Below are 15,089 nucleotides of genomic sequence, written 5' to 3'. Positions count from 1 at the left end.
TGGTGGCCCCCCGCACGACGTCCGCGGCGCCACCGAGGACCGCCGAGAGGGCCGACACGGACGATGCGGAGCCAGATCCCATGGGGGCAGGGTATCGAACCCGGGCCGGGACGGCAGGGGCGCGACGGCCCGGGCACGCCGTAGCCTGTGGCCATGAAGATCCTGCTGCCAGACACCATCCCGCTGGACCCCACCTTGCCGGAGGGCTGGGAGTCCGCCGTCATCGACGCCCGCGCCGAGATCCCCGCCGAGCACCACGATGCCGACGTGCTCGTGGTCTGGGGCTCCTCCCGCAGGAACCTGAGCTCCGCCGCGGAGAACCTCGGGCAGCTGAAGCTGGTCCAGTCCCTCTCCGCGGGGGTGGACGGGATCCTCGCCGCGGGCTTCCCGGAGGACGTCGTCATCGCCTCCGGAGCAGGCCTGCACTCGCTGACGGTCAGCGAGCACGCCCTCGCGCTGCTGCTGAGCCTGCTGCGCCGTCTGCCCGAGGCCGCCGAGGCCCAGGCCCGCCACGAGTGGTCCCGGGAGCTGGGCGGGCTGCAGCCGCTGCACCCCGAAGGGCGCATCACCTCCCTGATCGGTGCGCGCGTGCTGATCTGGGGCTTCGGCCAGATCGGTCAGAACCTCGCCCCGACCCTCGCGGCGCTGGGCGCCGAGGTGCGCGGCGCCGCCCGCAGCGCGGGAACCCGGGCCGGTTTCGAGGTCATCGCCGACGAGGACGTGCTGGACGCGCTCCCGGAGGTCGACGTGCTCATCGACATCCTCCCGTCCACCGAGCAGACCGCCGGCGCCATCGGCCGCGAGGTCCTCGCGGCCCTGCCCGACCACGCCGTGCTGATCAACGTCGGTCGCGGCACCACGGTCGACCAGGCCGCGCTGCGCGAGGCGCTGGAGGCCGGAACCCTGGGCAGTGCCGGTCTCGACGTGACCGACCCGGAGCCGCTGCCGGCCGATGACCCGCTGTGGGACGCCCCGCGGCTGCTGATCACCCCGCACGGAGCGGGCGGCCGCCCGGTGGGAGCGGACGAGCGGATCCGCGACAACGTGCGCGCCCTCGTGGAAGGCACCGAGATCCAGCACGTCGCCTCGCGCTGAGCGCGCCGGCGCTCACTCGGCGAGGTCGCGCGCCAGCTCCGCCACGGCCCGGGCGGAGATCTCCGCGACCAGGTCGATCTCGAGATGGAACTGCTGGCCCGCGGCTGGGCCGCACAGGTCCGAGACGGCCCGCAGGGCGACGAACGGCACCCCCAGCTGGGACGCGGTGCGGGCGCTCGCGGTGGTCTCCATGTCGGCGCTCAGCGCCGCGGGGAACCGCTGGCGCATGGGCTCCGCCAGGGGAGCGGTGACGAAGGCGTCCCCGGTCAGCATCAGCCCGCGACGGACGCCCGGGTCGCCCGGATCCTTCCGGGCCGCCTGCTCTGCCGCGTCGACCCAGCCGGGCTCGGCGAGGAAGCGCTCGGGCCCACCGGGCAGCTGCCCCGGGGCGTAGCCGAACGCGGTGGCGTCGGCGATCGAGTACGTGAAGGACTCGCCCACGATCAGCGTGCCGACCTCGACGTCGGCCGCGAGCCCGCCGCAGGACCCCGCGGCGACCACGGCCCGAGGTCGGTGGGAGAGGATCCCCCAGGTCGCGGCGGCGGTCGCGGCCGCGACGCCGATGCCCGTGGTCACCACCACGGTGTCCAGACCCTCCAGCGTGCCGCGCACCGCAGCGACGCCCCCGGTGAACGGTGTCGGCAGCTCGCGGGGCCCGGCGAGGCGGGCCGTGACGGGGCTCGCCTCCTCCGGCATGGCCGTGAGCACCAGCAGCGGCCCGGTCGGATCACAGGAGGTCGTCATGACGGCAGGTTACCCGGCTGCCGGCCGGCACCCGCACCGGGGGCGGGAGCGGGGCTGCGGCCCGTTCGTTAGGCTGGCACCATCCGCAGCGAGGCGACCTCCGGGTCGCAGGTAGGAGGCAGTCATGGGTCGCGTCCGAGATGCAGTGGTGACAGGAGTCCGCGCGGTGCGTCGCATCCCGATCCCGTCGACGGTGTCCCATCAGGCGCTGCGGGAGGCCCGCCGCCCCCAGCCCCCGGCCCCGGTGCAGAAGGCCCACGCCGTCGAGAACGAGATGATCGGGCGCACGCGCACCGTGTGGCTCGACGGGCATCGCGCCGACAAGGGCATCATCGTCTTCCTCCACGGCGGCGGCTACGTCTCCGGTCCCTTCGTCAGCGACTGGGCGTGGCTCTCCCGCCAGGTCGACGACCACGGCTGCGCCGGGCTGATGGTCGACTACCGCAACGCCCCGGACCACCAGCACCCGGTCGCCCTCGATGACGCCGAGGCTGTGCTCACCGCTCTGGTCGCCGACGGTCGGCTCGCCGGGCAGCCGTGGGTGCTGGCCGGTCAGCACGCCGGCGGGGGACTGGCCTTCGCGATCGCCCGGCGTCTGCGCGAGCGCAGCGAGATCCCGGCACCGGCCGCGCTCGTGGCGATGTCCCCGTGGCTGGACCTCGAGCTGACCAACGCCGGCATCACCGAGACCGACCAGGTCGACCCCGTCCATGAGCGTCGCCTGCTGCGCGATGCCGCGCGACGCTATGCCGGCCGCACCCGGCTGGATGACCCGGATCTCTCACCGATCAACGCGAGCCTGGAGGGTCTCCCGCCGGTCCACCTCAGCGTGGGCATGCGCGACCTGTTCCTCTCCGACGTGCGCGTGGCCCGGCTGCAGCTGGAGGAGAACGGGCTGGACCTGTCCTACCGCGAGATCAGCGGTCGCCTGGGGCTGCAGCTGATCCCGCGCCGGGGTGAGGACATCGAACGTCTTCACCGTGAGCAGTCCGACCTCATCGGCAGGGCGCTCGGCTCCGCCTGAGCCCGCGCTCCGGTTCTGGGCAAGCATCCGGCCGTCCGCCGGTGCCGGCCGGCCCAAGCGCCGACCGTGCGCCGACGCCGGCCGGCCCAAGCGCCGGCCGGCCGCTCGAGGCGCTCGTGCACCTTGACGAGCTCGGCCCCTCGGGGCTGGTCAGCTCTCGACGATGACGAGAGCCGCACCCGCCTGGCGGGGGCTCCAGCGGCGCGTCGGCACCGCCTGGATGATGCCCGCGATCAGCAGGGCGTGGCCGACCATGTAGGTCGCCATCACCCACACCGCGCTGTAGGCGATCGCCGCGCCCGGCAGGAACCAGTCCATCGCCAGCAGCGAGCTGGAGAGCATGAACAACGTGCCTCCGGTCCAGGTCAGCCCGTTGCCACCGGCGGACAGGAAAGCCATCGTCACCAGGGCCAGCCCGTAGACGGCCACCACGGGCAGCATGGGGCCGGCGCCATCCGCGCACGCGACGAACAACCCGATCATGACGCCGCCGTAGGGGATCGCCAGGGCGATGCGCAGGGTGTCCTTGGTGCGATTCCACATCGGGGCCAGCGCCACGGCGTAGCAGACCAGGGCCAGCAGGAAGCAGCCCACCGAGATCTGCTGGACCGCCTGCGGCGCCAGCTGGCTGAGGCTGTCGCCCACCCAGGCGAACACCAGCCCGATCACCATCATCGTGGTGCTGCGCGTGCGATGCGGGATCGCTGTCAGCAGCACTGCGATCAGCAGCGGCGCGAGTATCGACTGCGTGCTGCGTCGCAGGAGCTCGGAGTCCGCGAGCAGGGCGAGGAGGTGCACCCCCGCGGTCAGGGCATACGCCACCCACAGCACGAGGTGGGCGGTTCGGATCGGCGGCACTGTTCCAGGTTAGAAACCCGGGAGGCTCCGGACCAGGAATATGACGAACGGTAGGGGCACGTTTAGGTAACGTCCTGACGCATTCGGGGCACAGGTCGACCGGGACGTCGTTTTCGGGCGGGGGACCCGCCCCGACCTGCACCGGAACCGGATGGAATTGCTGTCGGGTGTCCGGAAAGTATGTGCTCGTGGACGCGGTTTTCTCGCTCCGTGGATGCCGCGGTCACCGAAGCGCCGAGCCCCGCCCCGCTGCGCTCGGGAGCGGGAGGTGCGCCGCGGTTCACATCTGCTGGGGCGCGTTGACTCCGAGCGCTTCGAGGCCCTCGACGAGGACGCGCTCGGTCAGCTGCGCGAGCGCGAGCCGGCCGGCACGGATCTCGTCGTCGGGCTCCGGGAGGATGGGCGAGGCGTCGTAGAAGGACGTGAACGCCTGGGCGAGGGAGAAGAGGTACCCGCACAGCCGGTGCGGCTCGTACTCCGCGCCGACCTGGGCCAGGGTCTGCCCGAAGTCCAGCAGCTGCAGGGCCAGGGCCCGCTCGGCGTCGTTCTCGACGTGCGGCTTCGCGCCGCCGGTCACGCCCTGGGCCTCGGCCTTGCGGCTGATCGAGCGGATCCGCGCCACCGCGTACTGCAGGTACGGCGCCGTGTTGCCGGTCAGGGCGAGCATGCGGTCGAGGTCGAAGGTGTAGTCCGAATCGTGCGCCGTCGAGAGGTCCGCGTACTTGACCCCGCCGATGCCGATGTCATGGGCGATCCGGCCCCGCTCGTCCTCGGGGAGGTCCGGGCGCAGCTCGTCGATGACGGTGCGGGCGGTGGCCACGGCCTCCTCGAGCAGTGCCATCAGGCGCAGCGAGGAGCCGGAGCGGGTGCGCAGGATCTTCCCGTCGCTGCCGAGCACGGAGCCGATCTTGACGTGAGTCGCCTCGACGCTCTCGGGCAGCCAGCCGGCCTCGCGCGCGGCGGTGAAGACCATCTGGAAGTGCAGTTCCTGGGCGGAGCCGACGACGTAGGCGATACGGTCCGCACCCAGGTCGCGCACGCGGTGGCGGACCGCGGCGAGATCCGTGGTGGCGTAGCCGTAGCCGCCGTCGGACTTGCGGATGATCAGCGGCAGCGGCTGCTCGTCGCGGCCGGTGAAGCCGGCGGGGAACACGCACAGCGCGCCGTCGGAGATCCGGGCGATCCCGTCGTTCTCGAGGTCCTGGCAGACGGTCTCGAGCTGCGGGTTGTACGTGGACTCCCCGGCGAGGTGCTCGTCGCTCAGGGTCACGTCGAGCATGTCGTAGATGCGATGGAAGTACTGCTTGGACAGCTCGACCAGGTGCGTCCAGATCCGCAGGGACTCCTCGTCACCGGACTGCAGGGTGGCCACCCGGCGGCGGGCACGGGCGGCGAAGTTCTCCCCGTCGGCCGCAGCGGCCCCGGAGGCGCCGGTCGAGGTCTCCGCCTCGGCGGCGTCGAACTTGGCGCGGGCCGCCTGGTAGAAGGCGTTGGGGTCGGTGGTCAGCAGGCCGGCCTCGGCACTGTCCTCGCCGACGTCCAGCAGGTGCTCGATGAGCATGCCGAAGGGGGTGCCCCAGTCACCGATGTGGTTCTGGCGGACGACGGTGTGGCCCTGCTTCTCCAGCGTGCGGGCGATGCTGTCACCGACCACCGTGGTGCGCAGGTGACCGACGTGCATCTCCTTGGCGACGTTCGGCGCCGAGTAGTCGACCACGACCGTCTGCGGCTGCTCGGGAGAGGGGATGCCGAGCCGGTCGTCGGTGGCGAGCTCCGCGGCCTGCGCGCCGATCCACTCCGTGCGCAGGCGGATGTTCAGGAAGCCTGGCCCGGCGATCTCCGGGGTCTCGGCGATGTCCTCGAGGTCCACGGCGGCAAGGATCTCGGTCGCGATGTCGCGCGGCTTCTTCCCCAGGCGCTTGGCCAGGCCCATCGCGGCGTTGCACTGGAAGTCCGCGAACTGGGAGGGACGGATGATCGGGTCCGCGTCGGCGTACTCGGGCCCGAAGGCGGCAGCGAAGGCGGACTGGAAACGCTCGGTCAGCGCGATCTCGGGAGCAGGCATGCGACCAGGGTAGCGGCGGTGAGGTCATCCCCCTGGTCGCGATGAGGTCCGGTGCCTAGGCTGACGCCATGCGCACCCTCATCACCCTGATCCTGAACCTCATCTGGCTCCTGACCGCCGGCTGGTCCCTCTTCCTCGGCTACGTGCTGGCCGGGGTCCTCGCCTGCATCTTCATCGTCACCATCCCCTTCGGCCTGGCCTCGTTCCGCATCGCGGGCTTCGTCATCTGGCCGTTCGGACGTGAGGTGATCGACACCCGTCGCGGCGGCGCCGCGAGCGCGATCGGCAACGTGATCTGGTTCGTCATCGCCGGCTGGTGGCTGGCGATCGGCCACGTGCTGACCGCCGTCGCCCAGGCCATCACCATCATCGGCATCCCCCTGGCGTGGGCGAACATCAAGCTGATCCCGGTGACCTGCTTCCCCTTCGGCAAGGAGATCGTCGACTCGGAGTCGGCCCGGGCCGCCATGCTGCCCACCACTCGCTGACCGCCGCCGTGAATCCTCTGTTCCGGGCGGTGCTGCGCCTGTTCGCCGCGCCCCGTCTCGACATGCGCGAGGACTACCAGCGCGTGCGACGGATCCAGCGCCGGCTGGCCTCACTGCCCGGGCCGCGGTACCGCACCGCCTGGGAGACGCTCTCGGGCAGCCCTGCTGACACCGGCGGCAGCGGCGATCAGGTGCCGGTTCGGGTCTTCCCGCCGAAGGAGAAGCTGCACGAGGACGTGCTGCTGTTCTTCCACGGCGGCGGCTGGGTCACCGGGGACATCGAGAGCTACACCCCGGCGTGCGCCACCATGGCGGACCTCACCGGCTGCGTGGTGGCCTCCGTGGACTACCGGCTCGCCCCGGAGGACCCGTTCCCGGCGGGCCTGGAGGACTGCTACCGCCTGGCCCATCAGCTGCTGGAGGACCCTGGCCGGCTCGGGCTGGAGGACGCCGACCGGATCGTGCTGGTGGGGGATTCCGCCGGCGGCAACCTCGCCGCCGCCGTCTCGCTGCTGCTGCGAGAGAGGGGCCATCGTGGCGCGAAACGGCAGATCCTGCTGTATCCGGTGACGCACTGGGATCACGACCCCGAGACCTCGCCCTTCGCCTCGGTGCGCCGTCACGGTGAGGACTACCGGCTGACGAACACCGAGGTCCAGGACTACATGGAGCTCTACGTCCCCGATCCCGACCAGCGCCGCCACCGGCTCGTCTCGCCGCTGATGGCCGAGGACCTCAGCGGCCAGCCGGCCACACTGCTGATCACCGCCGAGCGGGACCTGCTGTGCGACGAGGGCGAGGCCTACGGGCGCGCCCTGCAGGAGGCCGGGAACACCGTGCGCCTCCACCGCGTGGACGGGGCCCTGCACGGCTTCATCACCCTGCCCCGCTTCTCCCGTTCCCTGCGCGAGGCCTATGAGGTGATCAACGACTTCCTGCGCGAGCATCCGGCCGACGGGGACGCGCCGGCCGGGGACGCGCCCGCCACCGGCTCCACCGACGGGGACGCGCCCGCCACCGGTTCCACCGACGCGAGCGCGACCGCGGACGGTCCTGCCGCGGCGGACCCCGTCGGCCCGGAGGACCCGCGGTGAGCCGCAAGGCGTGGGTGCGGCTGGACAACGCCTCGAACATCTTCCTCGCCGCCCGCAGCGAGATCGATCCCAAGGTGTTCCGCATGAGCGCCGAACTCGATCACGACGTGGACCCGCAGCTGCTGCAGGACGCGCTGGATCTGACCTACGACCGCTACCGGCTGTACCACGCGGTGCTGCGGCGCGGCGTGTTCTGGTACTACCTCCAGGACAGCGACCTGCGGCCGGTGGTCTCCACGGACGACCAGCCCACCTGCGCCCCCATATACCAGGCCGACCGGCGCACCCTGCTGTTCCGGGTGGTCCACCATCACCGGCGCATCGTCCTGGAGGTCTTCCATGCGCTCTCCGACGGCACCGGCGCCCTGTGGTTCCTCTCCGACCTGGTCGCGGCGTACGTCCGCCTGCGCCACCGCGCTCAGGAGCGCTCCGCCGACGAAGCAGCTGCGGCCGGGGGAGACTCCGTGGCAGGTGAACCCGCCGAGGGCGGTGGAAGCCCGGCTCCGGCCGACGCCGCCGCTGTCGGCCGGGGCGTTCCCGAGCCGGCGCAGGAGCTGACCACCGACTCGTTCGCGCACTACTTCCGCCGACGCCGGCGCCACTACGGCAGCAGGGGCGAGAGCCCGGTCTCCGGCACCGGGAGCGCGTCCAGCTCGCGGTCCGACGCCGGTTCCGGCAGCGCGCCCGGCTCCCGGTCCGCCTTCAGCCGGGCGGCGGCGCCGGCTGCGCTGACCGTCGCCGACATGGCACGGCGAGCACCCCGCGCGGCCTGGGAGCGAGGCCGCGCACGAGAACCGCGGAAGCGGGTCCACCGGGTCCGCGGCACCCGGACGCCGGACAACCGCACCCGCGCGGTCGAGCTGACCATGCCCGCCACACAGGTGCTCGAGCTCGCCCGCGCCGAGAACGTCTCGCTGACGGTGTACCTGACGGCAGTGTTCTTCGAATCCGTGCGCCGGGCCTCGGGCGGTCTCGGCAGGGCCCGCACCCTGGCGGCGTCGGTGCCGGTGAACCTGCGCCAGTTCTTCCCCTCCACCTCGGCGCGGAACTTCTTCGCCACCATCCGGGTCGAGCACACCTACGGCGAGGGGGCCGACGATCTCGGCGCGATCTGCCGGCAGCTGGAGGGCCAGTTCGCCGCGCAGGCCACTCCCGAGGCCCTGGAGGAGAAGCTGCGAGGCTTCATCCGGTTCGAACGCACGCCCGCACTGAGAGCCGTGCCGCGGCCGCTCAAGGACGCCATCCTGCGGGCGGTGAACTGGGGCAGCAATCGCGGTCTCACCGTCGCCGTCTCGAACCTAGGGCGCGTGAGCCTGCCCGAGCCGGCGGAGTCGGAGGTGCGACGGATGCTGTTCCACGTCTCGGCCGTCCGGCCGCAGTTCTGCGCCATGTCCCACGCCGGCCTGCTCACGCTCAGCTTCACCTCGCCCTTCGTCGAGAACGGCCACATCCGCGAGTTCGCCCGGCTGCTCACGAGCGCCGGGGTCGACGTGACCGTCGCCGCGGCGCGGGTGACCGAGGGCGAGCTCTCGGAGGCGCAGCAGAGCGGAGCCGACCTCGCGGAGGCCGCATCATGACGCGGTGCCCCGAATGCCGGATCCACATCGAGGGCGCATGGGACCGGTGCCCGCTGTGTGCGGCTCCCGCCGTCGCCGATGCACCCGTCGGCACCGGAGCGTCCGTCGGTGGCGGTGGCGGTGCCGGTGCCGGTGCCGGGGCCGTTGCCGGCGCCGACGCCGGTGGCGGTGCCGACGCCGTCACGCGCGCGCCGGACAGCCCGTTTCCCGCCGTGCCCCTGCGGTTCTCCCGCCGGCGTGTGCTCCGGGCGCTGTTCCTCACCTCGATCGCCGTCATCATCGCCTCGTTCCTCGCGCAGCTGCTGTTCAGCGCGGAGCTGGGCCGCATGGGAGTGCTGCGTTCGGTGTGGCTGGGCATCAGCGCCATGTGGCTCGTGGTGCTGACGGCGGTGCGCACCCGGCGCAATCTGGCCAAGAGCACCGTGTACTTCGTGGTGCTGGTCGCCCTGGTCTGCGTGTACTGGGACTACCTCGCCGGGTGGCACGGCTGGTCGGTGACCTTCGCGGTCCCGATCGTCTGCGCCTCCTCCATCCTCGCGCTGCTGATCACCGTCCGGCTGATGCGGATCGCCGTCGGCGAGCACATCGTCTACAGCGGCCTGACGGTGCTGCTGGGTCTGGCCCCGATCGGGTTCCTCGCCTTCGGGTGGGTGACCACCCCGCTGCCCTCGGCCATCTGCGGCGCGCTGAGCGTGGTCGCCCTGGTGCTGCTCCAGCTCGCCCGCGGGCCGGAGGTGCGCCACGAGCTCGCCAAGCGGCTGCACCTGTAGCGCGGTCGCAGCGCGTGCCCCGGGGAGCGGCGCCGGATATGTGTGCTTCGTGACCCGCGGCGCGCCGCGGACGGGTTCGGCCTCCGCGTCCCTAAGATCGAAAGGTCTGTGCGGGCCGGTCAGGGGGCCGCCCCAGCGCACCGGGAACCAGGAGAGCAGGTCAGATGAGCAGGAATCGACGGGGTGAGGAGAACCAGGACGCGGATTGGATCTTCGCGTCGGACGACCCCGGAACCCTGCCCACCGACCGGCTGCCCGACCGCGCGGAGTTCGACCGCTACGCGGCTCCGCTGCTCGCCCAGCGCCACGGCCGTCAGGCCCAGCCGCCGAGCGAGCACGAGACCGTGGACCTCAGCGATCTCGACGCCGAGCAGCTGCGCCGTGCGGGCGCCGAGCCCGACGCGAAGACCGGGGCCATCCCGGCGCTCGATGAGGAGGCCGAATCGGACGGCGTGACCGCGGACGCGGCGACCGGCCCGGCCACGGCCGGCCCGGAAGCGGCCGGTTCGGAGACGACGGGACAGAACGCCGCGGGCCGGGCAGGTGGAGCCGTCCCGGCAGGCAGTGCCGGGGCAGAACCCGCCACCGCTCCGCTGCGGCCTCCGCGCGATGTCTCCTACGCCCGCTCCGGCACCACGCCGAACGCCGAGCACGACGACGTCCCGCCCAACGGGTTCGTGCTGCCGAACCGCTTCAAGGATCTCGGCATCTTCGACGCGCTGCGGGACATACTCGCCCTGATCTGCATGGCCTCGTCCATGACCACGACCTTCACGGTCGCCCACAACTCGCTTGTGGAGGGCGTCGGCAAGGCCGCGATCGGGATCGGCCTGATCGCGCTGGTCGCCGTGCACCTGCTGCGCTGGATCCCGCAGGAACCACCGCTGGGGGCGGTTCGGATGGTGCGGGTGATCGGCCTGCTGCCCGCCTTGCTCGCCGCCGTCGGCGTCGTGCTCGCCGATCTGGTGCTCTCCCTGCCGGTGCTGTTCGCCTCCCTGCCCGAGGGCCCGCCCGTCGGCATCGGGATCGGGGTGCCGCTGCTGCTGCTCGGCGCCGTGATCGGTATCGAGCCCCGCGCCCACGAGGGCTACCTCCCCCAGGCCAGAGCCCGCCGCGCCGCCCGGATCCTGCTGGTCGCAGTGGGCCTGGCCGCCGCCGCGGCCCTGCTGCTCGCGCTGGTGATGATCATCGGCCGCATCGTCACCACCGGCTGGGCCTACTCCCTGATGACCTTCGCCGATGCCATGATCTCCGCGCTGCTGATGGGCATCGTGCTCGCCTCGGCGCTGCTGCGCGAACGCTCCTGGTTCGTGTTCTCCACCGCCGCAGCAGGCGGCCTGGTGATCGCCGCGCTCGCTGACAACACCCTCCAGCTGCAGTTCGCCGCGCCGCTCAGCGTCGCCACCGGCTTCGTGTACCTGCCGTTCCTGTTCACTGCGTTCGGGCTGATGATCTCCCGCTCGTTCGTGCGCACCATGCCGATCTCCTTCCAGCGCGCCGACTGGCTGGTCTACACCGTGCGAGCGTTCGAGTTCAGCGCGATCATGCACGTCGCCGCCGTCGCCTGGCACCTGATGGCCGCGATCGCCGCCACGGCGGGGCAGGGTCGCGGCGGGCCCGTGCTGCACCTGATCGACGCCGGCGTCTGCGTCTGCTTCGTCGCCGTCTCCCTGTTCGCCCGCACCGCCCTGCTGGCACGCCCGGCGGTCATCGCCCGCGCCAGCGGCGTGATCGCGGGCCTCGTCCTCGTCGTGGTCGGCTTCCTCGCCATCATCGTCAACTCCCTGGCGATGGGCGCCGGCGCGGGCCTGGTCACCGGCGGCACGGCCCTTGCCATCGGCATCGCCGCCGCGCTCATGCTCACCGTGCCCGCCCCGGTGCGCGACGAGTTCGGCGCGCCGGACATCGCCCAGATGTTCGCCGACTTCCGCAGCCGCGACACCGGAAGCACCTCGCTGCTCAGCCAGGTGCCGGACGTCGGCGAGGAGACGGCCCGCAAGAAGTCCTTCCCCGGTCACTGACCGCCGGCCGCACCCGGCCCCGATCCCCGTCGGCAGAGACCTGCCGGCCGCGCCCCTCGGCCGTCCGGCCGTCCATCCTCACCCCGGGAGAAGCATGTTCCGCTGGACCCTGCACGGCAACGGCCGCACCATCGCGCCCGACGCCATCGTCACCCCCGAGCAGCGCCTCGCCTGGCCGCTGACCATCGGCATCGGCGCCCAGCACGTGGTCGCCATGTTCGGTGCGACCTTCCTGGTGCCGCTGCTGACCGGGTTCCCGCCCTCGACCACGCTGCTGTTCAGCGGCATCGGCACGCTGCTGTTCCTGGTCATCACCCGCAACAAGGTGCCCAGCTACCTCGGCTCCTCCTTCGCCTTCATCGCGCCCATCACCGCCTCCACGGCAGCGGACTCCATGGGCGCCGCGCTGGGCGGGGTGATGATCACCGGCCTGCTGCTGGCCGCGCTGGGGCTGCTGGTCTCCCGGGTCGGATCCGGCTGGATCAGCACGCTGATGCCCCCGGTGGTGATGGGTTCCATCGTGGCCCTGATCGGCTTCAACCTCGCCCCAACGGCGTACGAGAACTTCCAGGAATCGGCCGTGACTGCGACCATCACCCTGTTCGCGGTGGTGCTGTGCACCGCCGTGTTCAAGGGTCTGCTGGGCCGGGTGTCCGTCCTGGTCGGTGTGCTCGTCGGCTACGGGGTCGCGGTGCTGCGCGGCGAGGTCGACTTCGCTCCGGTGCGCGAGGCGGCCTGGATCGGCCTGCCCGAGTTCCATCACCCCGAGTTCAACCTGGGCCTGCTGCCGATGTTCCTGCCGGTGGTGCTGGTGCTGCTGGCCGAGAACGTCGGCCATGTGACCAGCGTGGGCCTGATGACCCACCGCAACCTCGATCACATGGTGGGCCGCACGCTGGCCTCCGACGGGCTGGCCACCGCCCTCTCCGCCGGGTTCGGCGGCTCGCCCACGACCACCTACGGCGAGAACATCGGCGTCATGAGCGCCACCCGCGTGTACTCCACCGCCGCCTACTGGGTGGCGGGCATCGTCGCCATCGGGCTGTCGCTGTCGCCGAAGATCGGTGCCGCCATCTTCACCATTCCGCCGGGCGTGCTCGGCGGGGTCACCTTCGTGCTGTACGGGCTGATCGGCATCGTCGGCGTGCGCATGTGGGTCGACGGCAAGGTCGACTTCTCCCAGCCCAAGAACCAGTTCACCGCGGGCGTCGCGCTCGTGGTGGGCATCGCCAACGTCACCTGGGCCATCGAGGGCATTGAGCTGACCGGCATCGCCCTGGGCACCCTGGCCGCGCTGATCATCTACCACGCCATGAACCAGCTCGGCCGCGCGCGGGGAACCGACGCCGAGCACGTCGGCCCGCAGGTGGCTGAGGCCGGGCGGCGGGACTGAGTAGCACGGGCGCCGGGACTGAGCAGCAGGGGCGTAGACGGCTTCGGCTGGGTCATCCGACCTGTTCAGACGTGATCCAATAACGGCGCGTCACACGTCCGCCCGGTCCCTCGCGGAGATCCTCGAGCTGTCCGCCGCAACGCTCTATGAGCGCGGACGATGCAGCATTCGAGGCGTCGCAGGTGACCAGCACGTGGTCCACACCGTGAGCCGCCAGGCGGCCTACAGCAGCGCGCAGGATCTGCTGGCCGTAGCCCTTGCCTCGGAACTCCGGTCCCACGGCATACCCGACGTGTCCGCCGACCTCCAAGAGGGCCGCGTTGAGTCTGTAGCGGATGGAGACTCTGCCTATGGCGGTACCGGGTACTTCGGCGACCAGAAACTCCGCAGGGACTCGGCCTGGCTCCCAATCAGCGGCATCCCGCGCGTACTCAGCGAGGATGTCCTCCCACGCCCTGAATCGGCCCAGGTTCTCTGCCGCTACTTTGCGGGTTCGGGCTCTCGGGCGAGGGCCTCGTAGTGGAGCGTCTCGGACTCTACCGGGGTCAGCATCCCCAGGGAGCCGTGGAGGCGTCGGTTGTTGTACCAGTCGACCCAGCCGGCAGTCGCGAACTCGACGTCCGAGAGCGTCCGGAACGGGCCGTGGTGGAAGACGGTGGTGCGGATGCACTCGGTCTTGAACAGCCCATTGACCGTCTCCATGAGCGCGTTATCGAACGCATCGCCGGCGGTCCCGATCGAGGGAGCGATGCCCTCGAGGTCGAGGTGCTCGGTGTACCGGATCGACGTGTACTGCGATCCGGCATCGCTGTGCGCCACCAAAGAGCCTGGTGAGACCTGGTTTCCTTCGCGTTCCCGCTGCCACAGCGCGATCCGCAGTGGCGTCATGACGAGATCGGTGCGCATGCTCGAGGACGCGTGCCAGCCCACGATCCGCTGAGCGAACACGTCGACGACGAACGCGACGTACACGAACCCGGCCCAGGTGCGAACGTAAGTGAAATCGGTGACCCAGACCAGGTTCGGAGCCGGGGCCGTGAAGTCGCGATTGAGGAGGTCACCCGCCCGTTTCCCATTAGGGTTCGGGATGGTGGTGCGCAGCTTCGTCGCCCGCCGAATACCTTCGAGGCCGAGGGTGCGCATCGCCCGGTCCACCGCCCCACGGGAGGTGCCGGCCAGGCCTTCCTGACGGCGGAGCAGCGCGACCCACTTCCGCCGCCCGTAGAGCCCTTCAGGGGTCATCTGCCACCGCTGAGTGGTGGCGTTGAACGTCCAGGCCAGCTCACGGATCTTGTCCTCGACCAGAGCGTCTGTGACGGTGCGGGCCGCGATGCGGGGCGGTCTCTTCCAGCCCCGGTAGGTTCGTGCAGCGATCTCCAGGCCCTGCTGACGCAGGACGCGGAGGATCGACTCGACTGCATACCCTTCGGCTCTCATCTCGTCGATGAACGCGAGGATCAGCGGTTTCGGGGGTCGAGCTCCCCCGCGAAGAAAATTGAGGCCCGGCGAAGAATCGCGTTGTCCTCGCGCAGCCGCTTGTTCTCCGTCTTCAAGCGTTTGACCTCGGCTGATTCCTCGCTGGTCACGCCGGGCCGGGTGCCGTCGTCGACGTCTGCCTGGGCCAGCCAGCGCCGCACGGACTCCCGTGAGACGCCTTCCTGCCGGGCGACCGCAGTGACGGCGGCGGTCAGGGTGGGGTACTCCTGCTGGTGCTCTCGCACGAGCCGCACGCACCTCGCGCGCAGCTGGGGATCGATCTTCTTCGGCATGCTGTCCATCCTTCCGGACTCAAACAGCAGCGGCATCAAACCCGGGCCGATTCACCATCTGTTTCGTTCATGTCTTAGACCCTACCCGGGACATGTGCCAAAACCCGGAAGCGAACCTTCTGGAACAGGGCGTTCTTTACGGCGCGCAGTGTCGCTGTTGGGTATACCCAAATATCACAGTTTGCAGCCGG

Annotated in this window: 13 protein-coding genes; 8 read left to right on the top strand and 5 right to left on the bottom strand. The window is 71.2% G+C overall.

The annotated features are described in order from the left end of the window. Positions 1-153: 153 nt before the first annotated feature. Positions 154-1,095 (top strand): NAD(P)-dependent oxidoreductase, encoded by a 942-nt coding sequence (locus ACFQS2_RS02740; RefSeq protein WP_377792667.1) that lies wholly within the window; start codon positions 154-156, stop codon positions 1,093-1,095. Between the two features lie 12 nt (positions 1,096-1,107). On the opposite strand, the gene mtnN is transcribed toward ACFQS2_RS02740, so the two are convergent. Then, positions 1,108-1,839 carry a 5'-methylthioadenosine/S-adenosylhomocysteine nucleosidase gene (mtnN, locus tag ACFQS2_RS02735; protein ID WP_377792666.1) on the bottom strand — a complete coding sequence of 244 codons (732 nt, stop codon included), beginning with the start codon at positions 1,837-1,839 and terminating at the stop codon, positions 1,108-1,110. 124 nt (positions 1,840-1,963) lie between these two features. Here mtnN and ACFQS2_RS02730 point away from each other — a divergent pair, with 124 nt between their 5' ends. Further along, positions 1,964-2,863 (top strand): alpha/beta hydrolase fold domain-containing protein, encoded by a 900-nt coding sequence (locus ACFQS2_RS02730; RefSeq protein ID WP_377792665.1) that lies wholly within the window; start codon positions 1,964-1,966, stop codon positions 2,861-2,863. 150 nt (positions 2,864-3,013) lie between these two features. Here the strand turns inward: ACFQS2_RS02730 and ACFQS2_RS02725 are convergent, their stop codons facing one another. Then, positions 3,014-3,721, bottom strand: coding sequence for a lysoplasmalogenase family protein (locus ACFQS2_RS02725; protein WP_377015927.1), 708 nt, complete (start codon positions 3,719-3,721; stop codon positions 3,014-3,016). Positions 3,722-4,001: 280 nt separating this feature from the next. Then, positions 4,002-5,786: an arginine--tRNA ligase gene (gene argS / locus ACFQS2_RS02720; protein ID WP_377792664.1), complete on the bottom strand. Its 1,785-nt coding sequence runs from the start codon at positions 5,784-5,786 to the stop codon at positions 4,002-4,004. 68 nt (positions 5,787-5,854) lie between these two features. Between argS and ACFQS2_RS02715 the strand changes: the two genes are divergently transcribed. The 6 genes from ACFQS2_RS02715 to ACFQS2_RS02690 all read left to right on the top strand — a co-directional run bounded on the left by ACFQS2_RS02715 (position 5,855) and on the right by ACFQS2_RS02690 (position 13,129). Beyond that, positions 5,855-6,274, top strand: coding sequence for a YccF domain-containing protein (locus ACFQS2_RS02715; protein ID WP_377015931.1), 420 nt, complete (start codon positions 5,855-5,857; stop codon positions 6,272-6,274). An 8-nt stretch (positions 6,275-6,282) separates the two neighbouring features. Continuing rightward, a complete protein-coding gene (locus ACFQS2_RS02710; RefSeq protein WP_377792663.1) occupies positions 6,283-7,368 on the top strand; it encodes an alpha/beta hydrolase in 1,086 nt (361 codons plus the stop codon). Next, positions 7,365-8,945 carry an alcohol acetyltransferase gene (locus tag ACFQS2_RS02705; RefSeq protein WP_377792662.1) on the top strand — a complete coding sequence of 527 codons (1,581 nt, stop codon included), beginning with the start codon at positions 7,365-7,367 and terminating at the stop codon, positions 8,943-8,945. The genes ACFQS2_RS02710 and ACFQS2_RS02705 overlap by 4 nt, the downstream gene beginning before the upstream one ends. Continuing rightward, complete coding sequence (locus ACFQS2_RS02700; protein ID WP_377792661.1) at positions 8,942-9,715, top strand: DUF6320 domain-containing protein; 774 nt, start codon at positions 8,942-8,944, stop codon at positions 9,713-9,715. The genes ACFQS2_RS02705 and ACFQS2_RS02700 overlap by 4 nt, the downstream gene beginning before the upstream one ends. A gap of 164 nt (positions 9,716-9,879) precedes the next feature. Next, positions 9,880-11,736, top strand: a complete 1,857-nt coding sequence (locus ACFQS2_RS02695) for a hypothetical protein (RefSeq protein WP_377015939.1) — start codon at positions 9,880-9,882, stop codon at positions 11,734-11,736. Between the two features lie 94 nt (positions 11,737-11,830). Beyond that, the gene (locus tag ACFQS2_RS02690; protein WP_377792660.1) at positions 11,831-13,129 is read left to right on the top strand and encodes a uracil-xanthine permease family protein; all 1,299 of its coding nucleotides are present in this window, start codon (positions 11,831-11,833) and stop codon (positions 13,127-13,129) included. A gap of 52 nt (positions 13,130-13,181) precedes the next feature. On the opposite strand, the gene ACFQS2_RS02685 is transcribed toward ACFQS2_RS02690, so the two are convergent. Continuing rightward, complete coding sequence (locus ACFQS2_RS02685) at positions 13,182-13,571, bottom strand: GNAT family N-acetyltransferase (RefSeq protein WP_377792817.1); 390 nt, start codon at positions 13,569-13,571, stop codon at positions 13,182-13,184. 38 nt (positions 13,572-13,609) lie between these two features. After that, positions 13,610-14,898 (bottom strand): IS3 family transposase gene (locus ACFQS2_RS02680; protein ID WP_377792659.1). Its coding sequence is split into 2 segments (ribosomal slippage): positions 13,610-14,625 and positions 14,625-14,898, totalling 1,290 coding nucleotides; the frame shifts between segments, so codons are not numbered across the junction. Between the last annotated feature and the right edge of the window lie 191 nt (positions 14,899-15,089).

This window comes from Brachybacterium sp. GCM10030267, assembly GCF_042666875.1.
GTDB lineage: Bacteria > Actinomycetota > Actinomycetes > Actinomycetales > Dermabacteraceae > Brachybacterium.
Note: the sequence above shows the minus strand (reverse complement) of the source record. Positions and strands in the feature narration are given on the sequence as shown.

What these genes read in the sequence shown, in the direction of transcription:
- ACFQS2_RS02715 (WP_377015931.1), top strand. Translation starts at nt 5,855, where the DNA reads ATGCGCACCCTCATCACCCTGATCCTGAACCTCATCTGGCTCCTGACC.
- ACFQS2_RS02690 (WP_377792660.1), top strand. Translation starts at nt 11,831, where the DNA reads ATGTTCCGCTGGACCCTGCACGGCAACGGCCGCACCATCGCGCCCGAC.
- mtnN (WP_377792666.1), bottom strand. Translation starts at nt 1,839, where the DNA reads ATGACGACCTCCTGTGATCCGACCGGGCCGCTGCTGGTGCTCACGGCC.
- argS (WP_377792664.1), bottom strand. Translation starts at nt 5,786, where the DNA reads ATGCCTGCTCCCGAGATCGCGCTGACCGAGCGTTTCCAGTCCGCCTTC.
- ACFQS2_RS02695 (WP_377015939.1), top strand. Translation starts at nt 9,880, where the DNA reads ATGAGCAGGAATCGACGGGGTGAGGAGAACCAGGACGCGGATTGGATC.
- ACFQS2_RS02700 (WP_377792661.1), top strand. Translation starts at nt 8,942, where the DNA reads ATGACGCGGTGCCCCGAATGCCGGATCCACATCGAGGGCGCATGGGAC.
- ACFQS2_RS02740 (WP_377792667.1), top strand. Translation starts at nt 154, where the DNA reads ATGAAGATCCTGCTGCCAGACACCATCCCGCTGGACCCCACCTTGCCG.
- ACFQS2_RS02730 (WP_377792665.1), top strand. Translation starts at nt 1,964, where the DNA reads ATGGGTCGCGTCCGAGATGCAGTGGTGACAGGAGTCCGCGCGGTGCGT.